This is a genomic window from Streptomyces sp. NPDC048257, from assembly GCF_043201855.1.
GTDB lineage: Bacteria > Actinomycetota > Actinomycetes > Streptomycetales > Streptomycetaceae > Streptomyces.
Window position 1 is genome coordinate 519,773 of record NZ_JBICZI010000001.1, and the last position, 13,200, is coordinate 532,972.

General features: G+C 73.7%; 13 protein-coding genes and 1 pseudogene. 5 read left to right on the forward strand and 9 right to left on the reverse strand.

Annotation, left to right across the window (positions count from 1 at the left end; all coding sequences use genetic code 11):
- Positions 1-114 precede the first annotated feature (114 nt).
- Positions 115-855, forward strand: a complete 741-nt coding sequence (locus ACGFZK_RS02515; protein WP_393846965.1) for an ABC transporter ATP-binding protein — start codon at positions 115-117, stop codon at positions 853-855.
- Here the strand turns inward: ACGFZK_RS02515 and ACGFZK_RS02520 are convergent.
- Positions 850-1,569, reverse strand: coding sequence for a DUF4232 domain-containing protein (locus ACGFZK_RS02520; protein WP_393846966.1), 720 nt, complete (start codon positions 1,567-1,569; stop codon positions 850-852). The two genes, ACGFZK_RS02515 and ACGFZK_RS02520, sit on opposite strands and share 6 nt — an antisense overlap.
- 217 nt (positions 1,570-1,786) lie before the next feature.
- On the opposite strand from ACGFZK_RS02520, the gene ACGFZK_RS02525 reads away from it, so the two are divergent.
- The 4 genes from ACGFZK_RS02525 to ACGFZK_RS02540 all read left to right on the forward strand — a co-directional run bounded on the left by ACGFZK_RS02525 (position 1,787) and on the right by ACGFZK_RS02540 (position 6,854).
- Entirely contained in the window at positions 1,787-3,169 is a 1,383-nt protein-coding gene (locus ACGFZK_RS02525; protein WP_393846967.1) for a helix-turn-helix domain-containing protein, read from the forward strand.
- Between the two features lie 162 nt (positions 3,170-3,331).
- Entirely contained in the window at positions 3,332-5,008 is a 1,677-nt protein-coding gene (locus tag ACGFZK_RS02530) for an FAD-dependent oxidoreductase (RefSeq protein ID WP_393846968.1), read from the forward strand.
- Positions 5,005-6,501: an ATP-binding protein gene (locus tag ACGFZK_RS02535; RefSeq protein ID WP_393846969.1), complete on the forward strand. Its 1,497-nt coding sequence runs from the start codon at positions 5,005-5,007 to the stop codon at positions 6,499-6,501. Before ACGFZK_RS02530 ends, ACGFZK_RS02535 begins: the two co-directional genes overlap by 4 nt.
- Positions 6,498-6,854 carry a UBP-type zinc finger domain-containing protein gene (locus ACGFZK_RS02540; RefSeq protein WP_393846970.1) on the forward strand — a complete coding sequence of 119 codons (357 nt, stop codon included), beginning with the start codon at positions 6,498-6,500 and terminating at the stop codon, positions 6,852-6,854. The genes ACGFZK_RS02535 and ACGFZK_RS02540 overlap by 4 nt, the downstream gene beginning before the upstream one ends.
- Positions 6,855-6,872: 18 nt before the next feature.
- Here the strand turns inward: ACGFZK_RS02540 and ACGFZK_RS02545 are convergent.
- The 8 genes and pseudogenes from ACGFZK_RS02545 to ACGFZK_RS02580 all read right to left on the reverse strand — a co-directional run.
- Positions 6,873-7,229, reverse strand: a pseudogene (locus ACGFZK_RS02545) (DJ-1/PfpI family protein); the annotation flags it as partial.
- Between the two features lie 166 nt (positions 7,230-7,395).
- Positions 7,396-7,971 (reverse strand): hypothetical protein, encoded by a 576-nt coding sequence (locus tag ACGFZK_RS02550; RefSeq protein ID WP_393846971.1) that lies wholly within the window; start codon positions 7,969-7,971, stop codon positions 7,396-7,398.
- The gene (locus ACGFZK_RS02555; protein WP_393846972.1) at positions 7,968-9,353 is read right to left on the reverse strand and encodes a hypothetical protein; all 1,386 of its coding nucleotides are present in this window, start codon (positions 9,351-9,353) and stop codon (positions 7,968-7,970) included. Before ACGFZK_RS02555 ends, ACGFZK_RS02550 begins: the two co-directional genes overlap by 4 nt.
- Positions 9,350-10,159 (reverse strand): ATP-binding cassette domain-containing protein, encoded by an 810-nt coding sequence (locus ACGFZK_RS02560; protein WP_393846973.1) that lies wholly within the window; start codon positions 10,157-10,159, stop codon positions 9,350-9,352. Before ACGFZK_RS02560 ends, ACGFZK_RS02555 begins: the two co-directional genes overlap by 4 nt.
- A 32-nt stretch (positions 10,160-10,191) precedes the next feature.
- Positions 10,192-11,007, reverse strand: a complete 816-nt coding sequence (locus ACGFZK_RS02565) for a zf-HC2 domain-containing protein (RefSeq protein WP_393846974.1) — start codon at positions 11,005-11,007, stop codon at positions 10,192-10,194.
- Positions 11,004-11,507 (reverse strand): RNA polymerase sigma factor, encoded by a 504-nt coding sequence (locus tag ACGFZK_RS02570; RefSeq protein WP_393846975.1) that lies wholly within the window; start codon positions 11,505-11,507, stop codon positions 11,004-11,006. Before ACGFZK_RS02570 ends, ACGFZK_RS02565 begins: the two co-directional genes overlap by 4 nt.
- Before the next feature lie 177 nt (positions 11,508-11,684).
- Positions 11,685-12,464, reverse strand: a complete 780-nt coding sequence (locus tag ACGFZK_RS02575; protein ID WP_393846976.1) for a crotonase/enoyl-CoA hydratase family protein — start codon at positions 12,462-12,464, stop codon at positions 11,685-11,687.
- Between the two features lie 16 nt (positions 12,465-12,480).
- Positions 12,481-13,188 (reverse strand): response regulator, encoded by a 708-nt coding sequence (locus ACGFZK_RS02580; protein WP_393846977.1) that lies wholly within the window; start codon positions 13,186-13,188, stop codon positions 12,481-12,483.
- Between the last annotated feature and the right edge of the window lie 12 nt (positions 13,189-13,200).

Genomic DNA, 13,200 nt, shown 5'->3' on the forward strand with positions numbered 1-13,200 from the left:
TTGCGTGATGGGTGTGACAGATGCGCAAATGCGATCAGAAAGCTGCAGCGGCAGAGGGTGCGGACCTCGGGGCCGGGCGCTCCACACGGACAACGCGACGGGGGAAGAGACACGATGAGGGACCAGCGGGAACCGGCGAGGACGGTCGCGGTGGCAGCGCGGGAGGGCGACGGTTCGCCGATCGTGGTGGTGGACGACGTGCACCACAGCTTCGGCAGCGGACCGCAGGCCGTGCACGCCCTGCGCGGGGTGTCCTTCGAGGTCCGCCGCGGCGAGCTCACCGCCCTCAGGGGCCGGTCGGGCTCCGGCAAGACCACCCTGCTCAACCTGGTCGGCGGCCTCGACGCCCCGACCGGCGGCCGGATCACCCTCGACGGCACCGACCTGGCGGCCCTCGACGAGCCGGGCCTGCTCGCCCTGCGCCGCGACCGCATCGGATTCGTCTTCCAGTCCTTCGGCCTGATACCCGTCCTCACCGCCGCCGAGAACGTCGGCGTGCCGATGCGGCTGCGCCGGATCCCCGCCAAGGTCCGCGAGGAACGCGCCCGGACCCTGCTCGCCCTGGTCGGCCTGGCGGACCACGCCGACCAGCGGCCCGGCGAACTCTCCGGCGGCCAGCAGCAGCGCGTCGCGGTGGCCCGCGCGCTGGCCAACGACCCCGCCCTGATCATCGCGGACGAACCCACGGGCCAGCTCGACTCGGAGACCGGCCGCTCGGTCATGGAACTGCTGCGCGCGGTGGTGCGCAGCGAGTCGGTGACCATCCTCGTCGCCACCCACGACCCCAGCCTGATCGAACTCGCCGACCGGGTCGTGGAACTGCGCGACGGCCGCATCGTCGACGGCGGCTCATGAGCCGAGCGCGTCCGCGCTGTTCTGCTGCCAGTACGTGACCGTCAGCGAACTGTCGTAGTGGACACCGGCCTCCGGGAGGGACGGGGTGGCGGACGCGCCGCCGTCGCTCTTGGGTGTCCGGCCCTGGAAGGCGATCGTGAGCCGCTGTCCGGTCGTGCCGCCCTCACCGCTGCCGTCGGCCGCGGACAGCAGGGCCGCCGCGTAGCCCGACTGGCCGGGCGCGAGGGACACCACGGCCTGGGGCCGGGTCTCCTCCCGCGCGGCCGGCGCCCACTGCATCTCGTCGAAACGCAGCAGCGGGTAGTAGGTCAGGTCGCAGGTCTTCGAGCCGGTGTTCTTCACCGTGATCAGCATGTGGTTGAGCGGGCGGGAGACCGGCTGGACGGTGACGGCGGTGTTGGAGCCGTTGCACTGGACGCGGCCCCCCTCGGCGGACGGGGCCGGGGCCGAAGAGCCCTTCGCGGAACCCGGGTCCGAAGCGGCCGGAGTGGCCGGAGTGGCCGGAGCCGCAGTGGTCGCCGACGGCGCGGCCGGGGCGGAGCCCGGGGCGGCCCCGGCTCCCCCGTCCTTGAAGCCCGTACCGTCCTGGCACGCGGTGAGGGCGAGCGCGGCAAGGACCAGCGCGGCGGTACCCGCGAATCGCCGGAGGGTGCGGGGACGGGACGGCGTGCGGACGCCGCTCGTGGTGGGGGCGGCGGTGTGGAACGTGCGCATGGCTGACGGCCTCTCATAGGGCGTGACCGCGGGACCGGCCGGGTCGGAACCGGCCGCCGGGAGCGGTGTGTTTGGATTGACCTCAGCCTGTGCGGTGATCCGTCCCAGCCGCCACATCTGCGGGGCGGTCAGGAACGCTGGAATGCCGAAACAGGCCCTGAGCTGCTGAAACAACTTGTTCCTGGGACGCGGGACGGGACACGGGGTGGGAGGAACAGTGCCGGAGGACGCTGCTGAGTCCGGGTTCGCCGTACTGCTGCGGGAGTTGAAGGACCGGTCCGGCCACAGCTACGGGACGCTTGCCAAGCGGCTCCACATGAGCACGTCGACCCTGCACCGGTACTGCAGCGGGGAAGTCGTCCCGACCGACTACGCGCCGGTCGAACGGCTCGCCCGCCTCTGCAAGGCCTCGCCCGGGGAACTCGTGGAGCTGCACCGCAGTTGGGTGCTGGCGGACACCAGCCGCCGCCGCAGGGGCGGTGATACGGACGCCACCACGCGTGCCGCGGCCGCGGCCGCGGAGGAGCCCGAGCCGACCGGTCCGGTACCCACCGAGGTCCTCTCGACCGACACGACAGACGCTGCCGACGCGGCGGACCCTGCCGACCCGGCGGACCCTGCCGACCCGGCGGACCCTGCCGACGCGGCGGACCCTGCCGATCCCTCCGCCCCGGCCGGGGCGACGCGACGGCGCCGCCTCCACCGGGCCGTTCTCGCCGCGATCGCCGTGGTCGCCGTCGCCGCCCTCGCCGGGGCGCTCGCGCTCGATACGGACCGGCCGCCGCGAAAGGGCGACGGCCGGGACGGCCCCGTCGGCGCCGCGCCCCTCGCCCCCGGCGAGGAGGCGCGTACGGACGACCGGGCGCCGGAGTCCGCGGCGGACGGCTCCGCGGAGCCGTCCGCCGTACCGTCCGGGGAGGCCTCCGCCGTACCGTCCGGGACGGCGCCCGCGGGCGCCCCGTCCGCCCCCGGGACCGGGAGCGGTCCCGGTACGCCGGTGAAGGTGACCACCCAGCCCCACACCTGGCAGACACCCTGCGACCAGCACTACCTGATCGAAAAGCCGCCGGCCCAGGTCTCCCCGCCACCCGTGGCACGGGACGCGCCCGCATGGGTCGCGGCGGCCGGAGCCGTGTCCGCGGGCGAGCAGTACGTCACGCTCACCCTGCAGGGCGCCGGCAAGGACACGGTGGTCCTGGACGGCCTGACCGTGCGTACGGCCGGCAAGCGGGCGCCCCTCGCCTGGAACGACTACGCCATGGGCTACCCGGGGGTCGGCTGCGGCGCCGGCGTCCCGACCCGCTCCTTCACCGTGGCCCTCGACGCCGCGCGCCCGGCCGTCGTCCCCGAGGCGGACCAGCCGGACTTCCCGTTCAAGGTGAGCGAGTCCGAACCGGAGGTGTTCCACATCAAGGCGGATGCCTCCGCCTACGACGTGAGCTGGTACCTGGAGCTGTCCTGGTCCAGCGGATCCCGTCACGGCACGCTCAGGATCGACCACAACGGCAGGCCCTTCCGTACCAGCGGCCGCAACGGGCGGCCCGGCTACGAGTTCCCCCTCGGCGGCGACGGATGGGTCAGGGCGGGGACCGGTTCCTGAGCCCGCTGCGCAGGCTGCTGACCAGGAGCGACCGGCTGTGTACCCGGAGCGCACGCCCCGCTGCGCCCCGGAGCGGTCGCGGAGGATCGACCATACGATGGGCGGGAACCGGCGCGGGCGGCTCGCCGTGGCGCCCGCCCAGAGCACTCGGGGTGGAGACGTATGGCACAGGCCGCCGACGCAGCGCGGACCGTCATCCTGACCGTGGACGACGACCCGGGAGTCTCCCGGGCCATCGCCCGTGACCTGCGGCGTCGCTACGGCGCCGAGTACCGGATCGTGCGCGCCGAATCCGGTGACTCCGCGATGGAGGCGCTGCGCGAGCTGAAGCTGCGGGGCGACCTGGTGGCGGTGATCCTCGCCGACTACCGGATGCCGCAGATGAACGGCATCGAGTTCCTCGAACAGGCCCTGCAGGTGTACCCGGGCGCGCGGCGCGTGCTGCTGACCGCGTACGCCGACACCAACGCGGCGATCGACGCGATCAACGTGGTCGACCTCGACCACTACCTGCTCAAGCCCTGGGACCCGCCGGAGGAGAAGCTCTACCCGGTCCTGGACGATCTGCTCACGGCCTGGCGCAGCAGCGACTACCGGCCGGTGCCCGCGACCAAGGTGGTCGGCCACCGCTGGTCGGCGCGCTCCTCGCACGTACGGGAGTTCCTGGCCCGCAACCAGGTGCCGTACCGCTGGTACTCGTCGGACGAGCCCGAGGGGCGGCGCCTGCTGGAGGCGGCCGGGGCCGACGGACACCGGCTGCCCTTGGTGATCACTCCCGACTGCACCGTGCTGGTCGAGCCGGAGGCGCCCGAACTGGCCGCCCACGTGGGGCTCGCGACGACACCGACCGCCGACTTCTACGACCTCGTCGTCATCGGCGGCGGCCCGGCCGGGCTCGGCTCGGCGGTGTACGGGGCCTCCGAGGGGCTGCGTACCGTACTGATCGAGCGGTCGGCAACCGGCGGACAGGCGGGCCAGAGCTCCCGCATCGAGAACTACCTCGGCTTCCCGGACGGTGTGTCGGGTGCGCAGCTGACCGACCGCGCCCGCCGCCAGGCCGGCCGGTTCGGCGCCGAGATCCTCACGGCGCGCGAGGTCACGGGGCTGGAGGTCAACGGTGCGGCGCGTGTCGTCCGCTTCTCGGACGGCTCGACGATCGCCGCCCACAGCGTCATCCTGGCGACCGGTGTGTCGTACCGGCAGCTGCTGGCGCCGGGCTGCGACCAGCTGACCGGCTGCGGGGTGTACTACGGCTCCTCGCTCACCGAGGCGGCTTCCTGCCAGGGGCAGGACGTGTACATCGTGGGCGGCGCCAACTCGGCCGGGCAGGCGGCGATGTACCTGGCGCGGGGCGCCAAGTCGGTGACGCTGCTGGTGCGCGGGGCGTCCCTGGCGGCGTCGATGTCGTACTACCTGATCCAGCAGATCGAGGAGACCCCGAACATCACCGTCCGCACGCGGACCGTCGTCGAGTCGGCGCACGGCGAGGGGCACCTGGAGCAGCTGACGCTGCGGGACGCGGACAGCGGCGCGACCGAACTCGTCGACGCGCAGTGGATGTTCGTGTTCATCGGTGCGGCTCCGCTGACCGACTGGCTGGACGGCACGGTGCTGCGCGACGAGCACGGCTTCATCCTGACCGGGCCGGACCTCACGGCGGACGGGCGGCCGCCGGCCGAGTGGGAGCTGGACCGGCCGCCGTACCACCTGGAGACCAACATTCCCGGCGTGTTCGTGGCGGGCGACGCGCGCGCCCAGTCCGCGAAGCGCGTCGCGTCCGCCGTCGGAGAGGGAGCCATGGCCGTGATGCTCGTCCACCGGTACCTGGAGCAGTCATGAGCGGACAGGCCATGCCGTGCAGCCCGCAGGAGATCGCCTCGCTGTTCCTGTTCGAGAAGCTCTCCCCGGAGCAGCTCGGACGGCTGTGCACCGAGGGGCGGGTGGAGCGCTTCGAAGAGGGTCCGGTGTACGCCGAGGGCGCTCCGGCCACCTGCTTCTACGTGATGATCGGGGGGACGGTCGTCCTGTCCCGCCGGGTCGGCGGCGACGACGTCGAGGTGAGCCGCACCTCGCAGCGCGGCGTGTACGCGGGGGCCATGCAGGCGTACCTGGGCGACCAGGTGCCGCAGACGTACACCAACTCGATGCGGGTGACGGAGCCGACGCGGTTCTTCGTGCTGCCCGCGCAGTCGTTCGCGGACATCATGCAGGAGTGGTTCCCGATGGCGGCGCACCTGCTGGAGGGACTGTTCTTCGGCTCCAAGAACACCCAGCGGGCGATCGGGCAGCGGGAGCGGCTGCTGGCCCTGGGGTCGTTGTCCGCCGGTCTCACCCACGAGCTCAACAACCCGGCGGCGGCGGCCGTCCGGGCCACGGCGACGCTGCGGGAACGGGTCGGCATGATGCGGCACAAGCTGGCTCACATCTCCCAGGGCGGGTACTCGCGCGAGACGATCGCCGGCCTCATCGAGATCCAGGAGCGCACCGTCGAACGGGTCGCGAAGGCCACGGCGCTCAGCCCGCTGGAGGCCTCCGACCGGGAGGACGAGCTCGCCGACTGGCTCGACGACCACGGCATCCAGGAGGGCTGGCGGATCGCGCCGGTGTTCGTGCAGGCCGGACTGGACACGGACTGGCTGGATCAGGTGGCGGCGACCGTGGCCGAGGAGATCCTGCCGTCGGCCATCGGCTGGCTCAACTACACGGTCGAGACCGAGCTGTTGATGGACGAGATCGACGACTCGACCACCCGGATCTCCCACCTCGTGGACGCGGCCAAGCAGTACTCGCAGCTCGACCGCGCCCCGCACCGGTCCGTCGACGTCCACGAACTCCTCGACAGCACCCTGCTGATGCTGTCCGGGAAGATCGGCTCCCGGGTGCGGGTGGTCAAGGACTACGACCGCTCCCTGCCGGACGTGCCCGCCTACCCGGCGGAGCTCAACCAGGTGTGGACCAACCTCATCGACAACGCCGTGTTCGCCATCGGAAGCACCGGCGGCGAGGGCACGCTGACCGTCCGCACGGCGCGGGAGGGCGACCGGCTGCTGGTGGAGTTCCGGGACACCGGTCCCGGCATCCCGGCGGACATCCGCAGCCGGATCTTCGACCCCTTCTTCACCACCAAGCCGGTCGGCGAGGGCACGGGGCTCGGCCTCGACATCTCCTGGCGGATCGTCGTCAGCAAGCACCACGGCAGCCTGCAGGTCGAATCCGCCCCGGGCGACACGCGTTTCCAGGTGCTGCTGCCGCTCACCGCCGCGGAATCCGGCACGGAGAAGGACACCGGCACAGACACCGGAACCAGCGAGACCACCGAGGAGCACGTATGACCGACCACATCGACGGCATCGAGCCGAGCGCGGCGCCCGCCTCGGCCGGCTGCGCCGACTGCGACGCGGTGGGCGGCTGGTGGTTCCACCTGCGGCGCTGCGCCCAGTGCGGGCACATCGGCTGCTGCGACTCCTCCCCCGCCCAGCACGCCACCGCCCACTGGAAGTCCGCCGGCCATCCGCTGGTGCAGAGCTTCGAACCGGGCGAGGAGTGGTTCTGGAACTACGACACCAACGCCCTCTACGAGTCCGGCCCCGAGCTGACACCTCCGGCCGCCCACCCGGACGACCAGCCGGCACCGGGACCGGCCGACCGGGTCCCCCAGGACTGGACGCGGCAACTGCACCGCTGACCCCGTTCTGAGGTGCGGTTACCGCCGTCGGGCCGGGGGCGGGGTCCACACCGTCCCGCGGGCCTCGTACTCCAGCATCGCCTCTACGCCCGTCGCGGTGTCGGCGCCGAGTTCCCGGCGTACGAGCCACAGGGCGAGGTCCAGTCCGGAGGTGATGCCACCCGCGGTGACCAGGTCGCCGTCGTCCACCACTCGGGCGTTCTTCAGCAGGCCGCCCTGCTGCTCCAGGTCGGGGCGCGCCTGGTGGTGGGTGGTGCAGGGACGGTTCCGGGTCAGCCCGGCGGCGGCCAGCAGCATCGTGCCCGTGCAGACGGCACTGACGGTGAGGCCGGGGCGAACGGCCGCGGCCAGCTTCCGCGGGAGTACGCCGCTGCGGAGCGCTGGCGCAGTTCCGTCTGGTCGACGGCCACGTGGACGCCCTCCCGTGGAACCGCTGGAGCGACCCGGCGGGGGTGTACTGCGACTGGCGCGACCGCGCGGCCCGCCGAGCCCACCGGCGCTGACCCCGCCGGCGCCGCAGTCCCGGCTTGGAAGGCAGCGCCTACCGCCTCGGGCCCCCGACGGCGTAGAGCGTGGTGCCAGCGACCGCCAGGACCAGGGCCGTCCAGGCGGCGGCCGCCGTGCCGGGCGGGAGCAGCATCCAGGTCAGCACCTGCGTCGGCGCGTCCGTCGCGGGCGGGACGACGAAGGAGAACGACAGCCAGGCGAACGGCAGGAGCCACGCGAGCTGCCCCCCGCCCCAGGCCGCCCCGAGTGCGACGAGTCCCATCAGCCCCGCGCTGTTGCGCACGACGAAGGCGGGGGTGGCCGGCTGCCCGCTCATCGTCTGTGCCGCCAGCAGCACCGCGCCGATGAGCACCCCGCAGAGCAGCACGTGCGCAGCCCTGCGGGGCGTCCAGCTGATCGCGGCCGTCCGGTCCAACGCGAGGTCCTGCCCGGCGAGTCCGGCCGAGCAGGCCGTGGCCCCGGCGGCGAGGACGAGCGTGGACAGCCGCGGGTCCCCCGTCCCCCCGCCGCCGATCCGGGCCAGTGCCCACACCGTCACCGCGCTGAGGAGTACCACGGCGAGCGAGGCGGGCGCCCGCCGCGAGCGCGCGTACAGCGTGAGCCCCCTCATGGGGCCGCACCGTCGGTCAGCGCGGCGAGCACGTCACCCGAACAGGAGACCGCGGCGGCGTGCATGGCCACGAGCCGCCGCCGCTGCTCCGCCCGCGGCAGCGCCATGAACTTCTCCCACACCGGGCCGGCCACGGCGGCCTGGTGGCTCGCCTCGTGCATGGTCCCGTCGAGCGGTCGGAGCTCCCCGAGGATCCAGGCGGCCCCGATGCTCTGTGCGGCGGCCTCCTCCAGCGTGCCGCTCTCCGTGTCGCTGCGGGGGCGGCAGACAGGGGCGATGCCCTGGGCGACCAGGGCCCGGGTCAGCCGTTCGTCGCCCTCGGCGCTGGCGATCATCCCGTCGTCGAAGTCGACGAGCAGCAGGTCGCGCGACCGTTCGGGGGTGGCGCCGACCGCCCGCGGGGCGGTGGTCTCGTGCAGGGCGACCGGCGCCCGGTCGCCCAGGACGTCGCGCAGCAGGCGCAGCGCCTCCCCACCGGGAGCCTCCAGCTCCGCCAGCCGCGCCTGCCGGGCCTTCGTCACGCACACCGGGCCTTCGCACACCTGCGCCGACGCGGCCCGGTCCACGACGTACGTGTGGCGGGGGTCGGCCGGGAACAGGAGCAGGGCGGCGGCCCCGCCCGCCAGCAGGGGGGTGAGCGCGAGGAGTCGGGCGCGCGGGGTGGCGACGGCCAGCAGTGCGAGGCCGGTCGCGGCCATGCCGAGCAGCCAGAGCGTCTGCCCGAGGTGCACGGGTACGGAGAGCGTGAGCAGCGATTCGCGTACCTCGGCCACCGCCGGCGACAGCAGCGAGAGGCGGTGCGGCGCGCGGGAGGCCGGCAGTGCCTCGTCGCTGGTCTGCCGCAGCAGGTTGGTGAGCAGGAAGGCGCCCACGGCCAGTGCGGGCGGGGTGAGGGCGGAGGGTACGGTCCGCGCGACCCCCATGCCCAGTACGGCCCCGGCGGTCAGCGCGAGCGCCCCCACCAGCGAGATGGGCAGCCAGCCGAGGTGGGTGTACGGGGCGCCGGCGGCGAGCACCCGTACCGCGCCCAGGAGGACGAGGAGCGCGAAGGCCGACACCAGCGTGAAGGCCGTCGTGCCCGCGAGGGCGGCCGCCCGGTGCCGTGCGGGCCGCGGGGTGCTGGTCAGCAGTTCGGACATCTTCGAGCGGTGGTCGCGCAGTCCCTGCAGCGCACCGAGTCCCACGGCGAGCGGCCACAGGAAGATCAGCGGGTAGCGGGTCCAGAGGGCCATGGAGGTCCACTGGGCCGTCCACTGGGCGGTGCCCTTCCACCACGGTCCGGAAACGAGGTACAGGAAGGCGAGCGCGGCCGCGAGGACGACGGCGCCGGCCCACGGGGCGACGGACCGCCTCAGCTCGATGCGCAGGATACGGAGGTTCACCAGGCGCCCTTCGTCGGTGCGGGGTCGACCAGCAGCGCCGAGTAGCCGCGCTCCAGCGGGCTGTCGCCCACGTGTTCCGGGCCGCCCGCCGCGGCCAGCTCGCCCGGGGTGCCCTGGAAGACCAGCCGCCCCTCGGCGAAGAGGACCACGTCGGTGCAGGCGGCGGCCACGTCCTCCACCAGATGGGTCGAGACGACCACGCAGGTGTCCATGCCCAGCTCCTGGAGCAGTTCGCGCAAGCGCAGCCGCTGGGCCGGATCCAGGCCGACCGTCGGCTCGTCGAGCAGCAGGATCGCCGGGTCGTTGACGACGGCCTGGGCGATGCCGGCCCGCCGGACCATTCCGCCCGACAGGGCCTTCATCCGCTCGTCGGCGCGGTCGGCCAGGCCGACCCGCTCCACGGCGCGCTGCACCGCCGCGGGGATGTCCGCCGCGGGCACCTCCTTCAGCCATGCCATGTACTCGACGAACTCGCGCACGGTGAAGCGCTTGTAGTAGCCGAACTCCTGCGGCAGGTAGCCGATCCGGCGGCGCAGCGCGCGGTGCTCGCCCAGCCCGCCCGTGGATTCGCCGAGCAGCTCCAGCTCGCCCGCCGCGGGGCGCAGCACGGTGGCCAGCGCCCGGATGAGGGTGGTCTTGCCCGCCCCGTTGGGGCCGAGGAGACCGTGTACGCCGGTGCCCAGTGACAGGTCCAGCCCGTCGACGGCCATCCGGTTCCTGCCGACCTTCACCTTCAGCCCGGTCGCCCGGATCTCCCAGGCGTAGGGCGTGGGGGCGATGTCGGCCCTGCTCACTGCGGGCATCATGCGCTTCCTTTCTCTCGGGGTGTCGCGGGGGTTCACCGGTGGGCTTCCGGCACGGTGTACACGCCCCTGCGGGCGATCACGACGCCGACGCCGAGCGCGAGGATCAGCCCCCACACCGGCAGGCCGTCCGCCTGCAGGGCGGCGGCCGTACGGCTGGTGGCGAGGGTCGGCGCCACCACCACCGCGGCCCATACGGCCACCAGGGCGAGGGCGGCGCGGGTCACGCCGATGAGCCCGCCGAGCGCCAGGGTCATCGAGGTGAAGGCCAGACAGGGCAGCAGCCACTGTGCGGCCGCGATCCCCGTGGCCCATCCCCCGGCCAGCAGGGTGGGGATCACCAGCACGAGCACGGAGGCGGTGCGCCGCAGCACCAGCTGCAGCCCCGCCCTCGGGGTGGAGGCCGTCAGCTCGTACGCCGGGTCCAGGCCGCGCGACCAGGAGGCCGCGACGCCGCACACGGGCAGGACGGGGGCGAGCAGCACCATCAGGGACACCTGACCGGAGCCGGGGCCCACCAGGTCCAGCAGCAGTGCGAGCAGCGTGACGGCCAGGACCATGGCCAGCCACGGCGTCATGGCGGGCGTGGTCCATGCCGACAGCCGTGCCCGGATCCGGCGCGGCGGCGCCGGGACGGCCGCGGCGAGTTGGTGTTCGAGATCGGACCAGACGGCCTCGGTCAGGGCCGCCACGGCGGGCGCCCCGGCGGTGACGGCGGCCGACAGCCGGTCACGGCAGGTCCGGCACCCCTCCAGATGGGCCTCCAGGGCCCATACCTCGTCGGCGACGAGGTCCGTGTCGCCGCGGGCGTACCCGTCGATGAGCCGTGCCGACGCGTGTTCCACGTTCATGCGAGCGCCTCCCGCATCGCGATCCGGGCCCGGCGGGCGCGGGTCTTGACCGTTCCCTCGGGCAGTCCGAGCAGAACGGCGGTCTCCCGGACGGTCAGTCCGTCGAGCACCATGGCCTGCAGTACGTCCCTGAGCTCCGGCGCGAGGAGCCGCAGGGCGTCGCCGACGTCACCGCCGACGGTGGCCACCAGCGCCTCCTCCTCGGCCGCGGGCGCCACGGGGTACGGAGCGGCTGCGGCCGGCGGTTCCGCGTGGTGGGCCCTGCGCCGGAACGCGTCGACGAGGCGGCGGGCCGCGATCGTCCACAGCCAGCCGACGGCCGTTCCGCCGGTGCTGCTCCCGGCGAAGGAGCCGGCCGCGCGCCACACCGCCAGGTACGTCTCCTGCATGACCTCGGCGACGATCTGCTGATCGGCGCAGCGGCGGTGCAACCGCACCGCGAGCCACGGCGACGTACGCCGGTAGAGCTCCTCGAAGGCGGCCCGGTCACCCCGGGCCACGCGTCGTAGGAGACGCTCCTCGTCCAGTTCCTGCGGCGCTGCCGCCCCAACCCGTTTCACACCTGCTAGACGCGCGGCGGGGAGGCCGGGTTTTCCCTGGAGGGTGATCCGGGTCACACGTGCGGCGGGAAGGGCGCTCCCTCCTCGGCCCGCCCGCCTCGACCCGGGCTGCGGCGCCTATTCGAACGCGCCGTGCCGGCCCGCCCCGGAGGCGAACCGGCCCGCGCCCGCCTGCGTCTCGCCCGCGGTCAGGGGCACCAGGCCGTGCCGGTACTCCCCCGCCAGTGCGTCCACTTCGGGCAGAGCGTGCTGTTCCAGGACGGACAGCCGGTCGTGGCGCAGGCAGAGCTGGGGGAACCCGGCGATCTCGCGGGCCAGCTCCTCCGCGGCGGCCCTCGAGCGGCCGGTGGGCACCACCCGGTTGACGAGTCCGATGGTGTGCGCCTCGGTGGCGTCGACCGGACGGCCCGTCAGGATCAGGTCCATGGCGCGGCTCTCGCCGATCAGCCGGGGCAGCCGGACCGTACCTCCGTCGATCAGCGGGACGCCCCAACGCCGGCAGAACACCCCGAAGACGGCGTCCTCCTCGGCGACCCGCAGATCGCACCAGAGCGCCAGCTCCAGGCCCCCGGCCACCGCGTGCCCGGCGACGGCCGCGATCACCGGCTTGCCGAGTCGCATCCGGGTCGGCCCCATGGGCCCGTCACCGGAGGCGAGGACCCGGTTGCCGCGCTCGGTGCCGATGGCCTTGAGGTCGGCGCCCGCGCAGAAGGTGCCGCCCTCACCCCAGAGCACGGCGACGGCCGCGCTCTCGTCGTCCTCGAACTCCCGGAAGGCATCGGCCAGCCGCGTCGCCGTGGGTCCGTCCACGGCGTTGCGTGCACCAGGCCTGCTCAGGACCACCGTGAACACGGGGCCGTCCCGCTCCACCCGCACCGGGGCCTGCTCGTCCGTCATGCCGCACCCCTCCCGCTCACCGGCCTCCATTGTGGGGGGCCGCAGGGCCCGGCAGGCTCGTGGGGCCGCCCGGCGTCACGAGAGCGGTCTCGTACGCGAAGACGACGACCTGGGCGCGGCTGGAGAGGCCCAGTTTGGCCATCGCGCGGTTGAGGTGGGTCTTCACGGTGGCTTCGCTGATGTAGAGCTGCCGGGCGACCTCCGTGTTGGTCGCACCGGTGGCCACGAGCCGTAGGACGTCGCGTTCCCGGCCGGTCACCGTGTCCCACTCCGGGGCGATCTCTTCCGGCGGCGTCGGCCCCGGGTGGTACGCCTCGATCAGGCGCCTGGTGACGGTCGGTGCGAAGAGCATGTCGCCCGAGGCGACGGTGTGGATGGCGGCGACCAGCCGCTCGGGTGGCGTTTCCTTGAGCAGGAACCCGCAGGCGCCGGCGCGCAGGGCGTTGTAGACGTATTCGTCCAGGTCGAAGGTGGTCAGCACCAGGATCCTCGGCGCCGTGTCACCCGCCTGGGCGAGGATGCGTTCCGTCGCGGTGATGCCGTCGGTGCCCGGCATCCGGAGGTCCATGAGGATGACGTCGGGTGCGGTCGCCTCCGCCTGCCGGACGGCCTCCTCCCCGTCGCGGGCCTCGCCGACCACGGTCAGCCCCGGCGCGGCGTTCAGCAGGGACACGAGTCCGGCACGGATGAGCAGTTGATCGTCGACCACCAGGACCGTGGGCATCGGGGAATGTAG

Excerpts from the sequence above, each read along its gene's own strand:
- ACGFZK_RS02515 (WP_393846965.1), top strand. The coding sequence starts at position 115 with ATGAGGGACCAGCGGGAACCGGCGAGGACGGTCGCGGTGGCAGCGCGG.
- ACGFZK_RS02520 (WP_393846966.1), bottom strand. The coding sequence starts at position 1,569 with ATGCGCACGTTCCACACCGCCGCCCCCACCACGAGCGGCGTCCGCACG.
- ACGFZK_RS02530 (WP_393846968.1), top strand. The coding sequence starts at position 3,332 with ATGGCACAGGCCGCCGACGCAGCGCGGACCGTCATCCTGACCGTGGAC.
- ACGFZK_RS02535 (WP_393846969.1), top strand. The coding sequence starts at position 5,005 with ATGAGCGGACAGGCCATGCCGTGCAGCCCGCAGGAGATCGCCTCGCTG.
- ACGFZK_RS02540 (WP_393846970.1), top strand. The coding sequence starts at position 6,498 with ATGACCGACCACATCGACGGCATCGAGCCGAGCGCGGCGCCCGCCTCG.
- ACGFZK_RS02550 (WP_393846971.1), bottom strand. The coding sequence starts at position 7,971 with ATGAGGGGGCTCACGCTGTACGCGCGCTCGCGGCGGGCGCCCGCCTCG.
- ACGFZK_RS02560 (WP_393846973.1), bottom strand. The coding sequence starts at position 10,159 with ATGATGCCCGCAGTGAGCAGGGCCGACATCGCCCCCACGCCCTACGCC.
- ACGFZK_RS02565 (WP_393846974.1), bottom strand. The coding sequence starts at position 11,007 with ATGAACGTGGAACACGCGTCGGCACGGCTCATCGACGGGTACGCCCGC.
- ACGFZK_RS02575 (WP_393846976.1), bottom strand. The coding sequence starts at position 12,464 with ATGACGGACGAGCAGGCCCCGGTGCGGGTGGAGCGGGACGGCCCCGTG.
- ACGFZK_RS02580 (WP_393846977.1), bottom strand. The coding sequence starts at position 13,188 with ATGCCCACGGTCCTGGTGGTCGACGATCAACTGCTCATCCGTGCCGGA.